Annotated in this window: 20 protein-coding genes; 13 read left to right on the top strand and 7 right to left on the bottom strand. The window is 72.4% G+C overall.

Going from position 1 to position 20,622, the window contains the following annotated elements; all coding sequences use genetic code 11:
• Positions 1-18: 18 nt before the first annotated feature.
• Positions 19-528: a DUF3515 domain-containing protein gene (locus AB0937_RS12385; protein ID WP_366711293.1), complete on the bottom strand. Its 510-nt coding sequence runs from the start codon at positions 526-528 to the stop codon at positions 19-21.
• Positions 529-548: 20 nt separating this feature from the next.
• A complete protein-coding gene (locus AB0937_RS12380) occupies positions 549-782 on the bottom strand; it encodes an Lrp/AsnC ligand binding domain-containing protein (RefSeq protein WP_003997603.1) in 234 nt (77 codons plus the stop codon).
• Positions 783-988: 206 nt separating this feature from the next.
• Here AB0937_RS12380 and AB0937_RS12375 point away from each other — a divergent pair, with 206 nt between their 5' ends.
• Together AB0937_RS12375 and thiD are read left to right on the top strand one after the other, a co-directional pair.
• Positions 989-1,954 carry a thiamine-phosphate kinase gene (locus tag AB0937_RS12375; RefSeq protein WP_366711291.1) on the top strand — a complete coding sequence of 322 codons (966 nt, stop codon included), beginning with the start codon at positions 989-991 and terminating at the stop codon, positions 1,952-1,954.
• Positions 1,951-2,748: a bifunctional hydroxymethylpyrimidine kinase/phosphomethylpyrimidine kinase gene (gene thiD, locus AB0937_RS12370; RefSeq protein ID WP_366711289.1), complete on the top strand. Its 798-nt coding sequence runs from the start codon at positions 1,951-1,953 to the stop codon at positions 2,746-2,748. Before AB0937_RS12375 ends, thiD begins: the two co-directional genes overlap by 4 nt.
• A 137-nt stretch (positions 2,749-2,885) precedes the next feature.
• Here the strand turns inward: thiD and rpmB are convergent, their stop codons facing one another.
• Positions 2,886-3,071, bottom strand: a complete 186-nt coding sequence (gene rpmB / locus AB0937_RS12365; protein ID WP_004924906.1) for a 50S ribosomal protein L28 — start codon at positions 3,069-3,071, stop codon at positions 2,886-2,888.
• Positions 3,072-3,339: 268 nt separating this feature from the next.
• Between rpmB and AB0937_RS12360 the strand changes: the two genes are divergently transcribed.
• Complete coding sequence (locus AB0937_RS12360; RefSeq protein ID WP_366711287.1) at positions 3,340-5,145, top strand: DAK2 domain-containing protein; 1,806 nt, start codon at positions 3,340-3,342, stop codon at positions 5,143-5,145.
• A gap of 43 nt (positions 5,146-5,188) precedes the next feature.
• Here the strand turns inward: AB0937_RS12360 and AB0937_RS12355 are convergent, their stop codons facing one another.
• Both AB0937_RS12355 and AB0937_RS12350 read right to left on the bottom strand, forming a co-directional pair.
• The gene (locus AB0937_RS12355) at positions 5,189-8,125 is read right to left on the bottom strand and encodes a tetratricopeptide repeat protein (RefSeq protein WP_366711285.1); all 2,937 of its coding nucleotides are present in this window, start codon (positions 8,123-8,125) and stop codon (positions 5,189-5,191) included.
• A complete protein-coding gene (locus AB0937_RS12350) occupies positions 8,122-9,960 on the bottom strand; it encodes an HSP90 family protein (RefSeq protein ID WP_366711449.1) in 1,839 nt (612 codons plus the stop codon). Before AB0937_RS12350 ends, AB0937_RS12355 begins: the two co-directional genes overlap by 4 nt.
• A 186-nt stretch (positions 9,961-10,146) precedes the next feature.
• Here AB0937_RS12350 and recG point away from each other — a divergent pair, with 186 nt between their 5' ends.
• From recG to mutM, 8 genes are all read left to right on the top strand, one after another.
• Positions 10,147-12,366 (top strand): ATP-dependent DNA helicase RecG, encoded by a 2,220-nt coding sequence (gene recG, locus AB0937_RS12345; protein ID WP_366711283.1) that lies wholly within the window; start codon positions 10,147-10,149, stop codon positions 12,364-12,366.
• Positions 12,367-12,469: 103 nt separating this feature from the next.
• Positions 12,470-13,057 carry a 16S rRNA (guanine(966)-N(2))-methyltransferase RsmD gene (gene rsmD / locus AB0937_RS12340; RefSeq protein ID WP_366711281.1) on the top strand — a complete coding sequence of 196 codons (588 nt, stop codon included), beginning with the start codon at positions 12,470-12,472 and terminating at the stop codon, positions 13,055-13,057.
• A 26-nt stretch (positions 13,058-13,083) separates the two neighbouring features.
• A complete protein-coding gene (gene coaD / locus AB0937_RS12335; RefSeq protein ID WP_366711448.1) occupies positions 13,084-13,563 on the top strand; it encodes a pantetheine-phosphate adenylyltransferase in 480 nt (159 codons plus the stop codon).
• Positions 13,564-13,684: 121 nt separating this feature from the next.
• Positions 13,685-14,776, top strand: a complete 1,092-nt coding sequence (locus AB0937_RS12330; RefSeq protein ID WP_366711280.1) for an ATP synthase F0 subunit B — start codon at positions 13,685-13,687, stop codon at positions 14,774-14,776.
• A 128-nt stretch (positions 14,777-14,904) separates the two neighbouring features.
• Entirely contained in the window at positions 14,905-15,555 is a 651-nt protein-coding gene (locus AB0937_RS12325) for a YceD family protein (RefSeq protein WP_366711278.1), read from the top strand.
• Positions 15,556-15,557: 2 nt separating this feature from the next.
• A complete protein-coding gene (gene rpmF / locus AB0937_RS12320) occupies positions 15,558-15,731 on the top strand; it encodes a 50S ribosomal protein L32 (RefSeq protein WP_003951102.1) in 174 nt (57 codons plus the stop codon).
• A 7-nt stretch (positions 15,732-15,738) separates the two neighbouring features.
• Positions 15,739-16,587 carry a ribonuclease III gene (gene rnc, locus AB0937_RS12315; RefSeq protein WP_366711276.1) on the top strand — a complete coding sequence of 283 codons (849 nt, stop codon included), beginning with the start codon at positions 15,739-15,741 and terminating at the stop codon, positions 16,585-16,587.
• A 102-nt stretch (positions 16,588-16,689) separates the two neighbouring features.
• Positions 16,690-17,550, top strand: coding sequence for a bifunctional DNA-formamidopyrimidine glycosylase/DNA-(apurinic or apyrimidinic site) lyase (mutM, locus tag AB0937_RS12310; RefSeq protein ID WP_366711274.1), 861 nt, complete (start codon positions 16,690-16,692; stop codon positions 17,548-17,550).
• On the opposite strand, the gene AB0937_RS12305 is transcribed toward mutM, so the two are convergent.
• Positions 17,540-17,938 (bottom strand): helix-turn-helix domain-containing protein, encoded by a 399-nt coding sequence (locus tag AB0937_RS12305; protein WP_366711272.1) that lies wholly within the window; start codon positions 17,936-17,938, stop codon positions 17,540-17,542. The genes mutM and AB0937_RS12305 overlap by 11 nt on opposite strands.
• Before the next feature lie 107 nt (positions 17,939-18,045).
• Here AB0937_RS12305 and AB0937_RS12300 point away from each other — a divergent pair, with 107 nt between their 5' ends.
• Entirely contained in the window at positions 18,046-18,630 is a 585-nt protein-coding gene (locus AB0937_RS12300; RefSeq protein ID WP_366711270.1) for a flavodoxin family protein, read from the top strand.
• A 228-nt stretch (positions 18,631-18,858) separates the two neighbouring features.
• Here AB0937_RS12300 and AB0937_RS12295 read toward each other — a convergent pair whose 3' ends face one another.
• A complete protein-coding gene (locus AB0937_RS12295) occupies positions 18,859-19,998 on the bottom strand; it encodes a CAP domain-containing protein (protein WP_366711268.1) in 1,140 nt (379 codons plus the stop codon).
• 161 nt (positions 19,999-20,159) lie between these two features.
• Between AB0937_RS12295 and AB0937_RS12290 the strand changes: the two genes are divergently transcribed.
• Complete coding sequence (locus AB0937_RS12290) at positions 20,160-20,441, top strand: acylphosphatase (RefSeq protein WP_031108009.1); 282 nt, start codon at positions 20,160-20,162, stop codon at positions 20,439-20,441.
• The last annotated feature ends 181 nt before the right edge of the window (positions 20,442-20,622 follow it).

Below are 20,622 nucleotides of genomic sequence, written 5' to 3'. Positions count from 1 at the left end.
CGCTCTGAAACGCGGTGCTCAGGAGGCGATCCCCTTGGGGATCGCCTTCTTCACTGCCGCGGCCAGATCGATCAGCGCACCCGAGCTGTCCACGCCCTTGGGCGCCCGGACCTCGACGTACGCCTCCCGGTTGGCGGTGGTGAACCGGTACCCCCCGTCGTCCTGCTCCTCCATCAGCCAGTCGACCCCGTTCACGCCCCCGGCGACGGCATCCGGATCCCGCCCCTCGGCCACCTTCGGGTCGACCATCTTCGGCGGCTGTGGCACACCGCAGCGCAGTATGATCGCCGGGCTGCCCCAGCCCGCCGTCAGCGCCGACGCGGGCTCGGGGTCCTCACGGCGCTCACCGTCCACCGTCGCGGGCAGTACCTTGTCAAGGTTCCGGCACAGTCCCGCTACCTTCGCGTCCGGACTGGGAACCGCCGCCGACGCGCTGTCGTCTGCTGAGGAGCAGCCCGCGACAGTGATCAACAGCGCGGCAGCGGGCAGGCGGAAGACACAACGGTGCCGGTGACGGAAAGAGTTCACCGGCACAGGGTAGACGGGGGCTACAGATGGACGACCGGGCAGGTCAGGGTGCGGGTGATGCCGTCCACCTGCTGGACCTTGGCGACCACCATGCGGCCGAGGTCGTCGACGGTGTCGGCCTGGGCCCGCACGATGACGTCGTAGGGTCCCGTCACGTCCTCGGCCTGGATGACCCCAGGGATCTTGCTGATCGTCTCGGCGACGGTCGACGCCTTGCCGACCTCCGTCTGGATCAGGATGTACGCCTGTACCACGGAACCTCCAGGGCGGCCACGAGGATCATGTGGGGAAAAGGAACGCCACGGTATCGCGTCGCCGCTCGCCGCGGGGAGACCCGCGGGGACCGGGTTGTGCGCGCCGGGGTGCAGGTCCGGCAGAACTTGACGGTCACTTCGACCGTAGCGAGGACCGAGATGCCTCGCGACCGGGAACGGACAGGGACAGAAGGGGAGAACGGGCAATGAAGGGCACTGTTGGTGAGCTCGGTGAGTTCGGGCTCATCAGGGAGCTCACCTCCCGTCTGACCACCACCCCGGCGGTGCGGGTCGGCCCCGGCGACGACGCCGCCGTGGTGGCCGCCCCCGACCGCAGGGTCGTGGCGAGCACGGACATCCTGGTGGAGGGCCGGCACTTCCGGCGGGACTGGTCGACGGCCTACGACGTGGGCCGCAAGGCGGCCGCGCAGAACCTCGCCGACATCGCCGCCATGGGCGCCGTGCCGACCGCGCTGCTGCTCGGCCTGGTCGTCCCGGCCGAGCTGCCGGTGACCTGGCCGAGCGAGCTGATGGACGGCCTGCGCGACGAATGCCAGGTGGCGGGCGCGGCCGTGGTCGGCGGAGACGTCGTGCGCGGCGACTCGATCATGGTGTCGATCACCGCCCTCGGGGATCTGCGCAACCAGGAGCCGGTGACGCGGGCGGGCGCCCAGCCCGGCGACCGCGTCGCGGTGACCGGCTGGCTGGGCTGGTCGGCGGCCGGGTACGCGGTGCTGTCCCGGGGATTCCGCTCGCCGCGGGCGTTCGTGGAGGCGCACCGGCGCCCGGAGCCGCCGTATCACGCGGGTCCGGCCGCCGCGGGGCTCGGGGCGACCGCGATGTGCGACGTGAGTGACGGGCTGATCGCGGACCTCGGGCACATCGCCGAGGCCAGCAAGGTGCGGATCGACATCCGCTCCGGGGCGATCGACATCCCGTCCCAGATGAACGACATCGGGCAGGCCGTCGGGGTCGACCCCATGCAGTGGGTGCTGACCGGGGGAGAGGACCACGCGATCGTGGCGACCTTCCCGCCGGACGTGAAGCTGCCCGCCCGCTGGAAGGTCATCGGCGAGGTCCTCAACCCGTCGGCGCTGCCCCAGGTGACGGTCGACGGGGCGCCGTGGACCAGCAAGGGAGGCTGGGACCACTTCGGAGACGTGGAGTCATGATCCCCAACGTCCTGACGGTGGCGGGCTCCGACTCCGGCGGCGGCGCGGGCATCCAGGCCGACCTCAAGACGATGCTCGCGCTCGGCGTGCACGGCATGAGCGTCGTGACCGCGGTGACCGCGCAGAACTCCCTCGGCGTGCAGGGGGCTTGGGAACTGCCCGTGGAGGCCGTGCGGGCCCAGTACCGCAGTGTCGTCGACGACATCGGCGTCCAGGCGGTCAAGACGGGGATGCTGGCCTCCGCGGAACTCGTGGAGGCGGTCGCCGAGTTGATCGCCGGGACGGACGCCCCGGTGGTCGTCGACCCGGTGGGTGTCTCCAAGCACGGTGACCCCCTGCTCGCCGCCTCCGCGCTGGACTCCGTCCGTACGAAGCTGCTGCCGGTGGCGACGGTCGCCACCCCGAATCTCGACGAGGTGGCCCAGATCGCGGGCGTACGGGTCGGGTCGGAGGGGGAGATGCGGCAGGCCGCGGCGGCCGTCCTCGCCCATGGGCCGCGCTGGGTGCTGATCAAGGGCGGGCACCTGCCCGGGGACGCCGTCGATCTGCTCACGGACGGCTCCGAGGAGCACTGGCTTCGGGCGCCGCGGCACGACAACCGCCACACCCACGGCACCGGCTGCACCCTCGCCTCCGCGATCGCCTCCCAGCTCGCCAAGGGGCAGTCCGTGCCCGAGGCGGTCGCGGCGGCCAAGGAGTACGTCACGGGCGCCGTCGCCGCCGGGTTCGCGCTCGGCGGCGGCATCGGGCCGGTGGACCATGGCTGGCGCTTCCGGACCGGCCCCGAACGCTGACGGTCGGGCACGGCGCAGAGCCGGCGACGATCAGGTGCGGCGCAGCTCCGGCGACGATCGGACACGGCAAAGAGCCGGCCCACCAGAGGTGGACCGGCTCTGCAGCGAACCAGCAGTGGCCGCGCGCTAGCTGAGCGTCAGCGCGAGACCTTGCCGGCCTTGATGCACGAGGTGCAAGCGTTCACGCGCTTCGGCGTCCCGCCCACCACGGTACGCACACGCTGGATGTTCGGGTTCCAGCGGCGGGGCGTACGGCGGTGCGAGTGCGAGATGTTGTTGCCGAAGCCCGGCCCCTTGCCGCAGACGTCGCAGTTGGCAGCCACGGGTCACTCCAAAGACTTCAGATGCACTTACGGTTGATCCCGGCAGGCCGGGATCAAGATTCTCGGGCTGTGAGCAGCCGGTCGAAATCTGAGTGGCGTTGCCAGGGGGAAGGCCCGATCAGATCGGGCAACCGGAGCAGCATACAACGGCTGCACCCGTAGAGCGAAACTACCATGGCAGCTCAGGGGCCCGGTCCCCTCCCGCTTCCGGTGGCCGGCTCCCCGGGGTCTACGCTGCGTGCCACGTCCAGCAGCTCAAGGAGGCGCAGTGGCGCAGGTGCCGCAGACGTTCTTCGATGCTCTCGCGGTGCGTACCTGGTGCGGTCTCGCGCTGGAGACACTGGGGCGGGCGCGTGAGGAGATCGACGCGATCAACGTCTACCCGGTGGCGGACGGCGACACGGGCACCAACCTGTACCTGACCGTGGAGTCGGCGGTCGCTGCGGTCGAAGCGGTGTTTGCGGGGCACGCGGCGGGATCCGTGACCGCGACGGGTCCGGGCGCCGCCGGGTCCGGCGCCACGGGCTCCGTGGGTCCGACGCTCGCCGACGCGGCCCGGGCGATGGCGCACGGCGCGCTCATCGGCGCCCGCGGGAACTCCGGGACGATCCTCGCCCAGCTGCTGCGCGGCATGGCCCAGGTACTGGCCGACGACGACGCCCCCGCCGACGGCCGGGGCCTGCGGCTCGCCCTGCGCCACGCCGCGGACTCCGCCCGCCGGGCCGTCGCCCACCCCGTCGAGGGCACCGTCCTCACCGTCGCCTCGGCCGCCGCCGACGCCGCGGACACCGCGGACGCCGCCGAGGGCGACTGCGGGGCCGTGGCCCGGGCGGCCTACGACGGGGCCCGCACGGCCCTCGCCGCGACCCCCGGCCTGCTGCCCGTCCTGGAGCGCGCCGGGGTGGTCGACGCCGGTGGACGCGGGCTGGTCGCGGTGCTCGGGGCGCTGGTGGAGACGTTCACGGGGGAGAGGGCGCGAGGGGCGGTGGGGAGTTCGGCCACGGCTTCCTCCGCGGTCACCGCTTCCTCCGGCGGCACCGCGCCGGTCGAAGGCGGCCGCGGCGAGTGCACCGACGGTGCCCCGGGCGAGTGCACCGACGGCGCCTTGGGCGAGTGCGTCGACGGCACCGCCACGGTGCCCGGCGAGGAGGGGCCCGCCTTCGAGGTGATCTACCTCCTGGACGCCGAGGACACGGCCGTGGAGCGGCTGCGGGAGCGGCTCGACACCCTCGGGGACTCCCTCGTGGTCGTCGGCGGGGACGGGCTGTGGAACGTCCACGTCCATGTCGACGACGCGGGCGCCGCCGTCGAGGCCGGCATCGAGGCGGGGCGGCCCCACCGCATCCGCATCACGCACTTCGGCGCCGGTGACGTGCACACCACCGGTGCCGAGCGACCGCCACGGGAGCGTGCCGAGCGCGCGATCGTGGCCGTCGTGCCCGGTGAGGGGCTGGCCGGGCTGTACAGGGAGGCCGGTGCGACGACCGTGCTCGCCCGCCCCGGGGAGCCGCCCGCGAGCGGCGAGCTCGTCCAGGCCGTGCGGCGGGCCCACGCGCGCGAGGTCGTGCTGCTGCCCAACGACGCCGACCTGCGGCACACCGCGGCGGCGGCCGCCGAGCAGGTCCGCGCGGAGGGCGTCCGGGTGGCCCTGATCCCGACCCGCTCGGCGGTCCAGGGCATCGCGGCGCTGGCCGTGCACGAGCCGGACCGCCGCTTCGACGAGGACGTCGTGTCCATGACCTCGGCCGCCGGGGCCACCCGCTACGCCGAGGTCACCATCGCCGAACGGCAGTCCTGGACGATGGCCGGCATCTGTCAGGCCGGCGACGTCCTGGGCCTGATCGACGGGGACGTGGCCGTGATCGGCTCGGACGTCACGGTCACCGCCGAGGCCGTCCTGGACCGCATGCTCTCGGCCGGCGGCGAGATGGTCACCCTGGTCCTCGGCGACGACGTCCCCGACACCGTCGCCGAGCACCTGGAGGGCCGGGTCCGCGAGGGCTACCTCGCCGTCGACACGGTTCTGTACCGGGGCGGACGGCAGGGGTCGCTGCTCCTCATCGGCGTGGAGTAGGGCGGGGCCTTCCGCGCCGGGCGGGCGGCAGGCCGGGGCCTGCTCAGTGCGGCCGCTCCGTCAGCAGCCGGAGCAGCTGCTCCGCCTCCGCCCGGCGGATCCGCACCGCCTCGGCCTCACCGTCCCCGTCGCCGGTCACCGCGCCGTCGTGCCCGTCGTACGCCGCCAGCACCGCACGCGCGCGTGCCACCGCGTCGGCGCGGCGGTCCAGTTCGGCCTCCAGCCGGCCGGCGGCGAGTTCCGCGCCGGTGCGGCTGTGCAGGGCGCCGTCCCCGAGGGAGGCGAACACCTCGGCCGACCGGACCACTTGGGTCAGCGCCTCCTCGAACACGTCCCGGGCCGGGGCGTCTTCCGCGTCCTCGGCGGCGGAACGGGCCAGCAGGTCGCCGAACTGGCCGTGCGTGTGGCCGAGTTCGGCGACGAGGCGCTGCCGGGACTCCTCGTCGCTTGCCGCGTCCCGTGCCGTCTCGCACGCGCGGACCGCGTCCGCCATCAGGGCGCGAGCCGCTGCCGGCCCGCCCGCGGTCTCCAACGCCAGCCAGGCGCGGGCGCGCAGGGAGCGGACCAGGCCGTGGGTGTCGCCGAGTGTGCGCCACAGGTCGCTCGCGCGGGCGTAGGCCCGGTCCGCCTCGGCGGGCAGTCCGGCCTGCCCGAGGGACTCCCCGGCCAGGTGGGCGAGGGTCGCGTGGTCGTGCTGCTCGGGCCAGTGCCGGGCGATCTCGGCGGCCTGCAGGCGCCGTTCGGCCGCCGCGCGGTGCTCACCGAGTTCGCTCAGGCAGTCGCCGAGCCACCACTGCGTCTGCACGACCGCTCCGTCGCCGTGCGTCTCGGCGGTCAGGTCGGGCAGCGCCGACTCCAGCACCTCCGCGGCCTCGGCCCATCGCCCCTGCCGCAGCAGGAACCCGCCGAGCTGCTGCCGCGCCCAGGCACCCAACGTCGCCGAATCACCCGCCTCGTCGGCCCAGTGGGCGGCCTCCAGGGCGTGCTCGGCGGCCTCCACGGCGTCGCCCCGGCCACCGACGACCTCGGCGAGCTGAAGGTGCAGCCGGGCCCGTCCGGGCGCCTCCAGCTGCGCTCCGCCGTGCTCCAGGGCCGCCCGCAGCGCCCGCTCGGTCTCCGCCGCGTCGCCGAGGTGATGGGCCAGGGAGGCCAGACGGGCCTCGTACTCCACCGCGAACCACGGCAGCCCCGCCGCGACGAACGCCGCCGCGCCCCCCGCGAACAGCTCCGCGGCCGTCTCCAGGTCCCCGGCCAGACCCGCCAGCTCCCCGAGCATCGCCTGCGACTCGGCGACCCGCGCGGCCAGCCGTACGTCCTCACCGGTCCGGCCGTCGACGAGTGCCATGACCTCACGGACGGCGGACTCGGCCTCGGCGAGGGCGGCCGTGTCGCCGTCGGTCTCGTGCGCCCGCCGCGTCAGGATCCGCGCCCGGCTCATCACGACGGACGCCGTCTGCCGCATCCCCGTGCCCTCCGCGGCGTACAGCGCGAGGACCTCGTCGTACAGGTCCGCCACCGCCGCGACGGCGCCGTCCACGTCACCCGCGAGCGCGCGGACGTACGCCCCACGCGCGCGTGCCGCGAGGGCCTCGCCCGGGTCGCCCGCCTCCGCGTACAGGTCCGCTGCCTGCTCGAAGAGCCCGGCGCCCTCGGGGCCGAGGGACATCGCCTCGTGGTCCACCATCTCGGCACGGTCGCGCGGGTCCAGCTCGGCGCCGTCCGCGGCCTCGGCGGCGGCCGCCCACGCCTCCACGGCGTTCGGCCGCAGGGTGTCCGACAGCCGCCGTGCCTCGGCCAGCAGGGCGGCCGGGTCCTGCCCGGTGACGCGGACCGGAGCCTCGGGGGGACCGGGCACGGGAGCCGGCCGTACCGACCGCACGCCCAGCGGCAGCCGCTCAGCCAGCGGCCGGCACGCCATGCGCGCGCGTGCCCGCTCGCTCACATGCCCGGTGCCGTTGCGTGCGTCGAAGCGCGCCGCCAGGGCGAAGGCCTCGCCACGCGCGTGAGCGGCGAGTTCACTCGCGGTCCACTCCCGGCCGGCCGGACCCGGCACCTGCCGCGCACCCAGCCCGAGCGCGGTCAGCCGGTCCATGAGCAGGGCCACCACACTCATGAAGTCCAGCTTGCTCCGCGGATGCCCGTCGTCGGTGAAGTACGCCGGGCGCTCCGCGAGCAGCTCCAGGCCCCGCGCCTCGTTGCCGGTCAGCGCGCAGAACTCCACGTGGTCCGCGTACGCGCCGCGCATGCTCTCCATGGCGCGTACGAGCCGGAAGCCCCGCAGGTGGTTCGCCCGGGCCTCGTCCAGACGGCCCAGCCGCAGCAGCGGCACCAGGGAGGACGCGAGGACCGTGTGCGGCTCGTGGGCGCAGGCGTACTCGCCCTCCAGCACCGGCCGCCACAGCTCCAGAGCCTCGGAGTCCCGCCCCTGCTCCGCCTGCCACCAGCCCTGCCCGTGCAACTCGCAGGCGTGGCAGTCGGCCATGGTGTCCCGGTCGGCGGCCAGCCACGCCGCGTACGCCCGCTCGGCCCGTGCCACGTCCCCGACGTGCGCGGCCACGCTGTGCTCGGCGCTGCGCACGGCCCGTTCGGAGTGCCCGGCGAGCCGGTAGCGGTGCTCCATCTCGCCGAGCCATTTCTCGATCGACGCGAGCGGGATGTGGGGCTGGTCGAGCATGCCTGCCGAGACCCACTTGAAGACCCAGTGCAGGGAGTGGGTCTCGTACTCGTCGAAGTCCTCGGGCCGTTCGTCCCACATGCGCAACAGGCGCGCGAAGGGGACGAACATCTTCCCCTTCTCGGAGCTGTAGTTGTAGACCTTCAGCTGGTGCCCGAGCGCCTCGATCACGGCCAGCGGGATGTTCAGCTTCTCGGCCGCCGTCAGCAGCTGCTCCGCACGCGCGTTGCGGGCCGGCCCCTCCGGCTGCCCGGAGTTCTCCGCCATCGCCGCGCGCAGGGTGTCGAAGTCCGTGATCTCCGTCATGCCCGGCCGTCCTCGCTGTGTGTGGCCCACTCCAGGAGCCCGATGAACGCGCGGTTGAGCAGCGCCGAGTCGGCCGGCCTCAGCGGCCGCTGCGCCATCAGCAGCGCCTGCCCGTACAGCGACTCCGTGGCGGTGCCGATCAGTTCCGGGTCGGGCAGCGCGCTGAGCCGCCGCACGAGCGGGTTGAGGTGGTTGAGCACCAGCCGCGCGCGGGGTGCGCCACCCCGCAGGGAGCCGAGGATGCCCGCCCACAGGTCGTCGGCCTGCGCCTCGGCGTCCGCCCGGGCCTGCTCGTGCCGGACGTCCCGGTCGTCGAGGTGCAGCGCGGGCACCGACAGCGGGTGGAAGGCCCGCAGCACGACGTCGCAGCCCAGCGGGTCGAGCCGGGCCCGGGCCGCCGCCAGGAAACCGGACAGGGCCAGCTCCTCGGCCGGGTCGACCGCGTCCAGATGCGCGGTGACCGTCTCCGCGTCCAGCTCGGCGACCACGGTGCCCGGCCGCACCGACGGCAGTGCCTCCACCAGCTCGCTGTCGTACGTGTAGCCGCCGTTGACCACGCCGATGCCCTGCGCGGAGGCGATCGGCGCGACCTGCCGGTACTCCTCGACGGTCCGCGTGAAGTGCACCACCGGGTGCCGTTGTGCGAACTCCTCCAGGGACAGTCGCCCGTCGGTCGTCTCGAACGGCAGCCACGGCAGCATCGTGCGCAGCATCTCCCGGTCGTGCCGGGCCAGCGACTTCACGCCCAGGTGGTGCACCGCGAGGAACGCGGCCAGCCGCTCGGGATCGCCCGCTGCCAGCCCCGTCAGCCAGGCCCGGATCCGCTCGCCCAGCGCCTCGCGCACACCGGCCAGCGTCTCGTCCTCGTACAGCGCCTCGCGCGACGCCGTGGGCCGCAGACTGTCCGTGTCGAGCACGCAGCGCACGAAGAACGCCCAGTCGGGCAGCAGCTGTTCGGCCCGATCGGTCAGCAGCATGCCCTTCAGGTGCACCCGGTGCCCCGCACGCTGGGCCGGGCTCACCGCCGACGGCAGCACGTACGCCACCCCGCGCACGCCGGCCAGCGGCACGGACAGGTCGATCGTGTCCAGCGGGGTGAAGCCGAACAGGTCGTGGCAGTGCCGGGCCAGGGCGATCCGGCGGGCGGCCGGGCCCGGGTACGGGCGGTCCCAGGGCGCCGGGAGGTCGGTGACCTTCTCGTCGCCGACCCGGACGTCGTACGGCAGCAGCGACCCGAAGTCCCGGGCCAGCGCCGCGACCCGCCCAGGCGCGAGCCACTCCGCGGAACCGGCCCGGGCCATCAGGTGCACGGTGGTGCCCGGCTCGGGCCGCTCGGCGTCCGGCAGCGTCCGCACGGTGTACGAACCGTCGTCGGACGCCGTCCACTCCACCGGCGGAGCCCCGGGCGTACGGGCGCTGCGGCTGACGACCCGGATCCGCTCGGCGACGACGAAACAGGCCAGCAGCCCGATGCCGAACTGCCCGAGGAAGTCGGAGCGTGCCTCCTGAAGCCCCTCGGCGCGCTTGGAACTGCGCCCGATGGTGGCCAGCAGACTGTGCACGTCCGCCTCGGTGAGCCCCACGCCGGTGTCCTCGACGCGCAGGGCACCGCCCTCGGCGTACAGCCGGACCCGGGCCGGAGCGCCTGGTTCCGTCGCGCGTCTGGCCGTGATGGCGTCGACGGCGTTCTGCAGCAGCTCCCGCAGATACACCTTCGGACTGGAGTAGAGGTGATGGGAGAGCAGGTCCACCAGACCACGCAGGTCGACCTGGAACGTATGAGGTGACGGGGGCGAATGGGGTGCCTGGGACGGCTGTGAGGTCTGGGAGTCCATCATCACGGCGCCGGTGGGGGACTCGCGACGGCGCGGGGTCGGGCGGTCCCGGTGGGGCGGTGACCGCGGAAGAGGGCCGGGAGCGCGTCATCCTAAGGCCCGAACCAGCCGCCTGACCAGGGGTTTCCGGGATCTTTACGGCGATCCGGCCGCGGCCCCGGGCCAATGTCAGTGGCGTGGTGTGCAATGGATCTCGTGCCCGCACTGGAAGAACCCCTGCGACAACCGCTGAAGTCGGTGCTCGGCCCCGCCACCGCGAAGGTGATGGCCGAGCACCTCGGCCTGCTCACCGTCGGTGACCTCCTGCACCACTACCCGCGCAGATACGAGGAGCGCGGCCAGCTCACCCACCTCGCCGACCTCCCCATGGACGAACACGTCACGGTGGTCGCGCAGGTCGCCGACGCCCGCCTGCACACGTTCGCCTCCGCCAAGGCCCCGCGCGGCAAGGGCCAGCGCCTGGAGGTCACGATCACGGACGGCAGCGGCCGGCTCCAACTGGTCTTCTTCGGCGCGGGCGTCCACAAGCCCCACAAGGAACTCCTGCCGGGCACCCGCGCGATGTTCGCGGGCAAGGTCTCCGTCTTCAACCGCCGCCTCCAACTCGCGCATCCGGCCTACGAGTTGCTGCGTGGCGACCCGGAGGAGTCCGTCGAGACCTGGGCGGGCGCGCTGATCCCGATCTATCCCGCCACGGCCAAGCTGGAGTCCTGGAAGATCGGCAAGGCGATCCAGACGGTGCTGCCCACCGCCCAGGAGGCCGTCGACCCGCTCCCGGACACCCTGCGCGAGGGCCGCGGCCTGGTCCCGCTCCCCGAAGCCCTCCTCAAGATCCACCGCCCGCACACCAAGGCCGACATCGAGGACGCCCGCTCCCGCCTCAAGTGGGACGAGGCCTTCGTCCTCCAGGTCGCCCTGGCCCGCCGCCGCCACGCGGACGCCCAACTGCCCGCCGTCCCCCGCAAGCCCGCCCCCGACGGCCTCCTCACCGCCTTCGACGCCCGCCTCCCCTTCACCCTCACCGACGGCCAGCAACGCGTCTCCCGGGAGATCTTCGACGACCTGGCCACCGACCATCCGATGCACCGGCTGCTGCAGGGGGAGGTGGGCAGCGGGAAGACGATGGTGGCGCTGCGCGCCATGCTCGCCGTGGTCGACGCCGGGGGCCAGGCCGCCCTGCTCGCGCCCACCGAGGTCCTCGCCCAGCAGCACCACCGGTCCATCGTCGAGATGATGGGCGAGCTGGCCGAGGGCGGCATGCTGGGCGGCGCCGAGCAGGCCACCAAGGTCGTGCTGCTGACCGGTTCCATGGGAGCGGCCGCCCGGCGGCACGCCCTGCTCGACCTCACCACCGGTGAGGCCGGCATCGTCATCGGCACGCACGCGCTGATCGAGGACAAGGTGCAGTTCCACGACCTGGGCCTGGTCGTGGTCGACGAACAGCACCGCTTCGGCGTCGAGCAGCGTGACGCCCTGCGCGGCAAGGGCAAACAACCCCCGCATCTGCTGGTCATGACCGCCACGCCCATCCCGCGCACGGTCGCCATGACCGTCTTCGGCGACCTGGAGACCTCCGTCCTCGACCAGCTGCCGGCCGGCCGCTCGCCGATCGCCAGCCATGTGGTCCCGGCCGCCGACAAACCCCACTTCCTGTCCCGCGCGTGGCAGAGGGTCCGCGAGGAAGTGGAGAACGGTCACCAGGCGTACGTCGTCTGCCCCCGCATCGGCGACGAGGAGGACGACCCGAAGAAGTCCGCCAAGAAGAAGTCCCCCGAGGACGAGGCGGAGAGGCGCCCGCCCCTCGCCGTGCTCGACGTGGCCGACCAACTGGTCAAGGGCCCTCTCCAGGGCCTGCGCGTCGAGGTCCTGCACGGCCGCATGCACCCCGACGACAAGGACGCCGTCATGCGCCGCTTCGCCGCCGGCGACACCGACGTCCTGGTCGCCACGACGGTCATCGAGGTCGGCGTCAACGTCCCCAACGCCACCGCCATGGTGATCATGGACGCCGACCGCTTCGGCGTCTCCCAGCTCCACCAGCTACGCGGCCGCGTGGGCCGTGGCTCGGCCCCCGGCCTGTGCCTGCTGGTCACCGAGATGCCCGAGGCGAGCGCGGCCCGCCAGCGCCTGGGCGCCGTCGCCTCCACCCTCGACGGCTTCGAGCTCTCCCGCATCGACCTGGAACAGCGCCGCGAGGGAGACGTCCTCGGCCAGGCCCAGTCCGGCGCCAGGACCTCCCTGAAGGTCCTCGCCGTCATCGAGGACGAGGAGATCATCGCGGAGGCGAGGCAGGAGGCGACGGCGGTGGTCGCGAGCGACCCGGAGCTGACGCACCTCCCGGCCCTGCGCACGGCTCTGGACGCCCTTCTGGACGAGGAGCGGGAGCAGTACCTGGAAAAGGGGTGACGGGAGTTGCCCCCAAGGGCGCGGGGCGTCCATATGCGGCTACCGCCGCGAGGGCGCGACCAGCCACAATGAATCTGAAGCCGCCCACGACCAAGGACCGAAGATGACCCGCGTGATCGCCGGCACAGCCGGTGGACGTCGCCTGGCGGTACCCCCAGGCACCGGCACCCGCCCCACTTCCGACCGCGCACGCGAAGGCCTCTTCTCCACCTGGCAGTCCCTCCTCGGCGGCCCCCTGGACGGCGAACGCGTCCTCGACCTCTACGCGGGGTCAGGAGCCGTGGGTCTGGAGGCCCTCTCCCGAGGCGCCGGCCACACCCTCCTCGTCGAAGCCGACGCCAAGGCCGTCCGGACGGTCCGCGAGAACGTCAAGAACCTCGGCCTCCCCGGCGCCGAGGTCAGAGCGGGCAAAGCAGAACAGATCATCCGGACGGCACCCCCGGGCGCCCCCTACGACCTCGTCTTCCTCGACCCCCCGTACGCCGTCACGGACGACGATCTTCGGGAGATCCTCCTCACACTCCGCACAGAGGGCTGGCTCGCCGGGGAAGCCCTCGTCACCGTGGAGCGCAGCACCAGAGGCGGTGAATTCCGGTGGCCCGAGGGTTTCGAACCCCTCCGGGCCCGTCGCTACGGCGAGGGAACGTTTTGGTACGGTCGCGCCGCCTCTACGTGCGAAGACGCACGATGACCGGACCGGAGAGCGAGGGATCACAAGTGCGCCGCGCCGTCTGTCCCGGGTCGTTCGACCCGATCACCAACGGACACCTCGACATCATCTCCCGCGCCTCCAGGCTGTACGACGAGGTCTACGTCGCGGTGATGATCAACCAGGCCAAGAAGGGCCTGTTCGAGATCGAGGAGCGGATCGACCTGATCCGCCAGGTCACCGCCGAGTACGGCAACGTCCGCGTGGAGGCCTTCCACGGCCTGCTCGTCGACTTCTGCAAGCAGCGCGACATCCCCGCCATCGTCAAGGGCCTGCGCGCGGTCAGCGACTTCGACTACGAGCTGCAGATGGCCCAGATGAACAACGGCCTCTCGGGCGTGGAGACCCTCTTCATCCCCACCAACCCCACCTACAGCTTCCTGTCGTCCTCCCTGGTCAAGGAGGTCGCGACCTGGGGCGGCGACGTCTCCCACCTGGTGCCCGCCGAGGTCCTCCAGGTCCTGACCGAGCGCCTGAAGAGGGACTGAACCGGCTCCGGAGGCTCGCACGGGGGCTGACTGCCCGTCACCCGGTGTTCCGGGGGGATCCCATGGCCGTACAGTCGTCCCGTCCGTCTCCAACGCATCTGTAGAGAGTGGCGAGCACACGGTGGACGTGCAGAAGAAGCTCGACGAGATCGTCTCCGCGGTCTCCGGCGCCCGGTCCATGCCCATGTCGGCCTCGTGCGTGGTCAACCGCGCCGAACTGCTCGCGATGCTGGAAGAGGTGCGTGCGGCGCTGCCCGACTCCCTCGCCCAGGCCCAGGAGCTGATCGGCGGGCGGGAGCAGATGGTCGAGCAGGCCCGCCAGGAGGCCCAGCAGATCATCGAGAGCGCGCACGCCGAGCGCGGCTCCCTGATCTCCGGCACCGAGGTCGCCCGCCGCTCCCAGGCCGAGGCCGACCGGATCCTCGCCGAGGCCCGCCAGGAGGCCGAGGAGATCCGCGCCGAGGCCGACGAGTACGTCGACTCCAAGCTCGCCAACTTCGAGGTCGTCCTCACCAAGACGCTGGGCTCCGTGGGCCGTGGCCGCGAGAAGCTGCTGGGCACCGGCCCCGGTGTCGACGAGCAGGGCTACGAGGACGAGGACGCCCCCGAGCGCAGCCACGACCCGCAGACCCAGCGCCGCAGCGCCGACGAGTACGTCGACGTGAAGCTGGGCGCCTTCGAGGCGGTCCTCGCCAAGACCCTGGAGGCCGTCGGCCGCGGCCGGCAGAAGCTGCACGGGCGGATCGCCACCGACGACCTCGGTGCCCTCGCCGACGACGCGAGCACCGTCCAGCACACCAGCGACGCCGACTACCTCGCCGACCTGGCCGCCCTCGCCGACCAGAAGCCCCCGGCAGGGCAGCCCGCGCAGCAGCAGGACTACGCGCAGCAGCAGCCGGCGTACGCCCCAGCCGCCGGCTACGCCCCGGCGGGGGACGCCCCCGTCCAGCAGCCCGACCCCTACGGCGGCTACCCGCAGCAGGCCTACGCCGCTCAGCAGGACCCCTACGGCTACCAGCACGCCGACCCGTACGCCTACCAGGGCTACGACGCCCAGCACGGCGGCTACGACCCCAGCCAGGCCCAGCAGCAGCCGCAGCAGGGGCACCAGGCCCAGCAGGGCTATGCCCTCGACGAGACCAGTCTCTTCGACACCAGCATGATCAGCGCGGAGCAGTTGCGGGCCTACGAGCAGGGCCGCGGTCAGGGCTGAGCCCCGGATTGGGCCGAGAGCGAAAGGTCCAGTATCCTGGCTCTTCGGTCGCGCGTACGTCCGCGATCACCGCTGCCCGGGAACGTCTAAGGGCGGCGTCCCCCGAGTTCTGCAGACCGAAAGTTGGAATGGCCCTGAACGCCCGCCTCGACCACCGCAACCCCCTCGTGTTCGACACACACGAGCTGGGACGGCGGCCTGGTGCGCTGCAGCGCCTGACCCGCACGGTCGACGCTCCCAAGGACTTCGGTATCAAGGGGGTCATCGGAGTGCCGGAAGGCGCCCCGGTGGAGCTCGGACTCCGCCTGGAGTCGGTCATGGAAGGGGTGCTCGTCACAGGCACCGCCCGTGCCGCGGCCGAGGGGGAGTGCGTAAGGTGTCTGGAGCCGCTCGAGCAGGATCTCGAAGCGGAGTTCCAGGAGATGTTCTCGTACCCTGACGCCGACGACCGGGGCCGTGTGATCGCGGAACCGGGCGACGACGCCGAGGACGACGAGGACAGGCTCTTCCTCGAGGACGGCTTGTTCGACCTCGAGCCCGTGCTGCGTGATGCGGTGGTGCTCGCACTGCCGATGCAGCCGGTGTGCCGGGAAGACTGCCCCGGGCTGTGCGCCGAGTGCGGCGCACGGCTGGCGGACGACCCGGACCACCACCATGACGCCGTCGACATCCGTTGGGCGGCATTGCAGGGACTCGCCGGCACCATGAAGGACGGCGAGAAGGACGAGATGAGCGGCGCTGACGCGGAAGCGGGCGTCGACGAGAAGCAGGAGAAGTAGCCGTGGCTGTTCCGAAGCGGAAGATGTCGCGCAGCAACACGCGCCACCGCCGGTCGCAGTGGAAGGCTGCGGTCCCCACCCTGGTTGCGTGCGAGCGCTGCCACGAGCCCAAGCAGCAGCACATCGCGTGCCCGTCGTGCGGCACCTACAACAAGCGCCAGGTCCTCGAGGTCTGAGCGGCTGGTGAGAGGCACTGTGTCCACGCCTAAGAACAAGTCTTCCCGTGCGAGCGGGAGTGCTCCGGCGGACAACCAGGCCTCGTCCCACACGCTTCTGGAAGGGCGGCTCGGCTACAAGCTCGAGTCCGCCCTTCTGGTGCGCGCACTGACCCACCGGTCGTACGCATACGAGAACGGCGGTCTGCCGACCAACGAGCGCCTGGAGTTCCTCGGGGACTCCGTCCTCGGCCTCGTGGTCACGGACACGCTGTACCGCACCCACCCCGACCTCCCAGAAGGCCAGCTGGCCAAGCTGCGGGCCGCGGTGGTGAACTCGCGTGCACTCGCCGAAGTGGGCCGCGGGCTCGACCTGGGCTCCTTCATCCGGCTCGGCCGGGGTGAAGAGGGCACGGGCGGCCGGGACAAGGCGTCCATCCTCGCCGACACCCTCGAAGCGGTGATCGGCGCGGTCTACCTCGACCAGGGACTGGACTCGGCGGCGGAGCTCGTGCACCGCCTGTTCGACCCCCTGATCGAGAAGTCCTCGAACCTCGGAGCCGGCCTGGACTGGAAGACCAGTCTCCAGGAGCTCACCGCCACCGAGGGACTCGGCGTTCCCGAGTACCTGGTCACGGAGACCGGCCCCGACCACGAGAAGACCTTCACTGCTGCCGCCCGCGTCGGAGGCGTCTCGTACGGCACCGGCACCGGCCGCAGCAAGAAGGAGGCGGAGCAGCAGGCCGCCGAGTCCGCATGGCGGTCCATCCGGGCCGCGGCGGACGAGCGCGCCAAGGCGGCGAAGGACGCCGAGGCGACGCAGACGGCAGCCGCTCAGGCCGCCCAGACGGTCACCGAAGGCAGCGCCGGAGGCTGACCGGCCGCCGCCCGCACCGGGCGGGCACACCGCGCACCCGAGCGCCCGCCCCTGCCCGGGGCGGGCGCTCGGGTCATCCACAGGTCCGTGACGGGGGAGTCCATGCCCGAGTTGCCCGAGGTCGAGGTCGTACGGCGCGGTCTCGAGCGGTGGGTCGCCCACCGGACCGTCGCCGAGGCCGAGGTGCTGCACCCGCGTGCGGTGCGCCGCCACCTCGCCGGTGCCGACGACTTCGCGCACCGCCTCAAGGGCCACCGCATCGGCGTCCCCAGCCGCCGCGGCAAGTATCTGTGGCTGCCCCTGGAGGACACGGACCAGTCGATCCTCGCCCACCTCGGCATGAGCGGCCAGCTCCTGGTGCAGCCGCACACCGCTCCGGACGAGAAGCACCTGCGCGTCCGCGTCCGTTTCACCGACGCCCTGGAGACCGAACTCCGCTTCGTCGACCAGCGCACCTTCGGCGGTCTCTCGCTGCACGACAACACGGCCGAGGGCCTGCCGGACGTCATCGCACACATCGCCCGTGACCCGCTCGACGAGCTCTTCGACGACGAGGCCTTCCACCGTGCGCTGCGCCGCAAGCGCTCCACGATCAAGCGGGCCCTGCTCGACCAGTCACTGATCAGCGGTGTCGGCAACATCTACGCCGACGAGGCGCTGTGGCGGGCCCGCATCCACTACGAGCGCCCGACCGCGACCTTCACACGCCCCCGCACCCTGATGCTCCTGGGCCACGTACGGGACGTGATGAACGCGGCCCTCGCGGTGGGCGGCACCAGCTTCGACAGCCTCTACGTCAACGTCAACGGCGAGTCGGGCTACTTCGACCGCTCGCTCGACGCGTACGGGCGCGAGGGCATGCCCTGCCGGCGCTGCGGCACGCCGATGCGCCGACGGCCCTGGATGAACCGGTCGAGCTACTACTGCCCCAAGTGCCAGCGGCCGCCGCGGATCACGCCCTAGCGGAGTCGTACCGCTCGCGTGCGGCCAGGACCTCTTCCATGCTGCCCTCCACGAAGTGGATGAGGGCGAGCAGCCGCTCGGCCACGTCGCGCCCCAGCGGCGTCAGTTCGTAGTCCACGCGGGGCGGATTGCTCGGCTGGGCCTCACGGTGCACCAGGCCGTCGCGCTCCAGGGCGTGCAGCGTCTGGGACAGCATCTTCTCGCTCACCCCGTCGACGCGCCGGCGCAGCTCGTTGAAGCGCAGCGAACCCTCGTACAGGGCGCCGAGCGCGAGGCCGCCCCAGCGGCCCGTGACGTGCTCCAGCGTGCCGCGCGACGGGCAGGCCTTGGCGAACACGTTGAACGGAAGGTCGCCGAGGCCCTCCGAGAGCTCCTGGGTGGTGGTCATGCGACCAGAGTACGCCAGCACAGCGCTAACCGACAGGTTGCACTAACTAGAAGTTAGTGCTTACCTTTCCTCATCGTCAGCGACCTGCCTACATCAGGAGTACTCACGTGACCACCCCTGTCGTCTCCCTCGCCTACCACTCGGGCTACGGCCACACCGCCGTCATCGCCGAGGCCGTCCGGGCCGGTGCCGTCGAAGCCGGTGCCGAGGTGCACCTGATCAACGTCGACGAGATCACGGAAGAGCAGTGGGCGATCCTCGACCGCTCGGACGCCATCGTGTTCGGATCACCGACCTACATGGGCACCGCGTCCGGCGCCTTCCACGTCTTCGCGGAGGCCACGTCGAAGCGCTGGGCGACCCAGGCCTGGAAGGACAAGCTGGCCGCGGGCTTCACCAACTCCGCCTCCAAGAGCGGCGACAAGCTGCACACCCTGCAGTACTTCCAGATCCTCGCCGCACAGCTCGGCATGCACTGGGTCAACCTGGGCCTGCTCCCGGGCTGGAACAGCAGCACCGGATCCGAGCAGGACCTCAACCGCCTCGGCGTCTTCGCGGGTGCGGCCGCACAGACCAACGCGGACGAGGGCCCCGAGGCGGTCCACAAGGCCGACATCGCCACGGCCGAAGTGCTGGGCCGCAGGGTGGCGGAGACGGCCACGGTGTTCCGCAGGGGCCTGGCCGCCGCCTGAGCACGTCGTCCGCCCGGCCACCGGGCCCTTCCTGGTGGGAAACGCCGTACCTCTCAGCGAGGCGCAGGACCTGGTGCCGCGGCAGGCAGCGTTCGCCCCGTCGCGATGCCCGCACGCCGGACCGGCCGAAAGCTTAGGTACGTCCCAGTGCGAGGGCTTCCGGCCGGAACGCCGAGAGCACGCACCGGACGCCGCTCCCTCAGGGGCGAACGGTGCCTGCCGGCGGCACTAGTAGCCGAAGTTCTGGGTCCACCACGGGCCGCCCGAGCCGAGCTCGACACCGACGCCCAGCGTCTTGAAGTCGCAGTTCAGTATGTTCGCGCGGTGGCCGGGGCTGTTCATCCAGGCGTCCATCACTGCCGCGGCGTCGGCCTGGCCGCGGGCGATGTTCTCGCCGCCGAGGTTGGATATCCCGGCCTTCTCGGCCCGGTCCCACGGGGTGCTGCCGTCCGGGTCGGTGTGGTCGAAGAAGCCCCGCGCGGCCATCTCCTCGCTGTAGCTCTGGGCCAGCTTGGTCAGGGCGCTGTTGGCGGCGACCGGGCTGCAGCCCACCTTGGCCCGCTCCTCGTTCACGAGGCTCAGCACCTGGGCCGCGGCGGCGGACTCACCGGACACGGCGGCGGAGGTGCCGGGCGTCCTGGGCGCCTTCGTGGCCGTCCGGGAGGGCTCGCTCTCGGGCTTCTCGCTGGGAGTGGCCGCCGGCTTCTTCTTCTCCGGGGTCTTCTCCTGCGTCTTCTCGGGCTTCTCCGGCGTCTTCGTCGGCGCGGCCGAGGTCTTCGAGGCCGACGGCGACGGTGAGCCGGAACGCTCGGTGCCCCGGCTGGTGGACGTCTCGCCCCGGCTGTCGGCGCTGCCGGACGTGCCGCCCTGCTCGATCGGGGTGTTCGTGGGCGTGTCGCCTGCCTGGACGTTGTCGGCTCCGCCGCCCCCGCCGAGCTTGTAGTTGTCGAGGCCGGGCACGGCGCCCGTGGCGACCGCGACCGTGCCGAGGGCGACGGCGGCGGAGACGCCGAGCAGGCCGGTGCGCATCGGCCGGGCGGCCTTCTTGCGGCGGCGGTGCACGCCCGCGCGGCGGGTGCCGACGTCGGGGGTGAAACCGCCGGAGCCGAAACCGTCGCTCGCGAGGACGGCCGTGTCCGTGAAGCGGTCACCGGCCGCGGAGGTCTCCGCGCCGAACAGATAGGCCTCGCTCCTGGCGCTGGTCTCGGCGTACGCCTCCGGGTTCAGGTAGGGCGCGATGCCCATCGTCGGAGCGCCGTCCGCGGTGTACAGCGGATCGTGGCCGTGGGTGAAGCCGTCGGGGTGGGTGATTCCCGTGGCGCGGCCCGTGGCGGCGCGGCCGGCGTCGGAGCGTCGGTGGCGTCCCATGTCCTGGCCTTCCTCGTCCTGGGGGTCGACTCGTCCTCGAGATCAACACCAAACTCACTCGATCGTGTGAGTTTCATATGAGATTCGTTGAGGGGGGACGGTACCGCATGGCGCAAGTGGAGGAAGCGCCCGGAGGGAGATTGGGCGGTTAGGTTGCAGTCATGAGCGAAGATGTGCGACTGGTCGCCTGGGTGCGGGGACGCGTCCAAGGTGTGGGTTTCCGCTGGTTCACGCGGGCCAAGGCGTTGGAGATCGGCGGCCTGAGTGGCTTTGCTCTCAATTTGGGCGACGGGCGGGTCCAGGTGGTCGCCGAGGGCGGGCGTGAGGGGTGCGAGGGGCTTCTGGAGTGGCTGCAGGGCGACGACACGCCCGGCCGCGTGGACGGCGTCACCGAGATCTGGGACACACCCCGCGGCGGTTACGACGGCTTCGCCATCCGCTGACCGGGCCCGCCGGGCGGCCCCGCGAGCCGCCCGCGAACGGGGACCGGGCGACCGCCCGGAGTGGAAACTTGCTGGTGATTGCCGGAACCGCTTGCCTTGGCGCGCTCCGCACGCAAGGATGATCGCCACGCCCCGAGGGTCCCGCAGAAGCCGCAGTACGGCCGTTCCAGGCCGCGCGTGC

This window comes from Streptomyces sp. NPDC047880 (assembly GCF_040706515.1).
Lineage (GTDB): Bacteria > Actinomycetota > Actinomycetes > Streptomycetales > Streptomycetaceae > Streptomyces.
This window is presented reverse-complemented; position numbering and strand designations above follow the sequence as displayed.

Coding starts and splice junctions, on each gene's coding strand:
- AB0937_RS12375 (WP_366711291.1), top strand. CDS start 989: ATGAAGGGCACTGTTGGTGAGCTCGGTGAGTTCGGGCTCATCAGGGAG.
- thiD (WP_366711289.1), top strand. CDS start 1,951: ATGATCCCCAACGTCCTGACGGTGGCGGGCTCCGACTCCGGCGGCGGC.
- AB0937_RS12355 (WP_366711285.1), bottom strand. CDS start 8,125: ATGACGGAGATCACGGACTTCGACACCCTGCGCGCGGCGATGGCGGAG.
- AB0937_RS12350 (WP_366711449.1), bottom strand. CDS start 9,960: ATGGACTCCCAGACCTCACAGCCGTCCCAGGCACCCCATTCGCCCCCG.
- recG (WP_366711283.1), top strand. CDS start 10,147: ATGGATCTCGTGCCCGCACTGGAAGAACCCCTGCGACAACCGCTGAAG.
- rsmD (WP_366711281.1), top strand. CDS start 12,470: ATGACCCGCGTGATCGCCGGCACAGCCGGTGGACGTCGCCTGGCGGTA.
- AB0937_RS12325 (WP_366711278.1), top strand. CDS start 14,905: ATGGCCCTGAACGCCCGCCTCGACCACCGCAACCCCCTCGTGTTCGAC.
- mutM (WP_366711274.1), top strand. CDS start 16,690: ATGCCCGAGTTGCCCGAGGTCGAGGTCGTACGGCGCGGTCTCGAGCGG.
- AB0937_RS12305 (WP_366711272.1), bottom strand. CDS start 17,938: ATGACCACCACCCAGGAGCTCTCGGAGGGCCTCGGCGACCTTCCGTTC.
- AB0937_RS12295 (WP_366711268.1), bottom strand. CDS start 19,998: ATGGGACGCCACCGACGCTCCGACGCCGGCCGCGCCGCCACGGGCCGC.
- AB0937_RS12290 (WP_031108009.1), top strand. CDS start 20,160: ATGAGCGAAGATGTGCGACTGGTCGCCTGGGTGCGGGGACGCGTCCAA.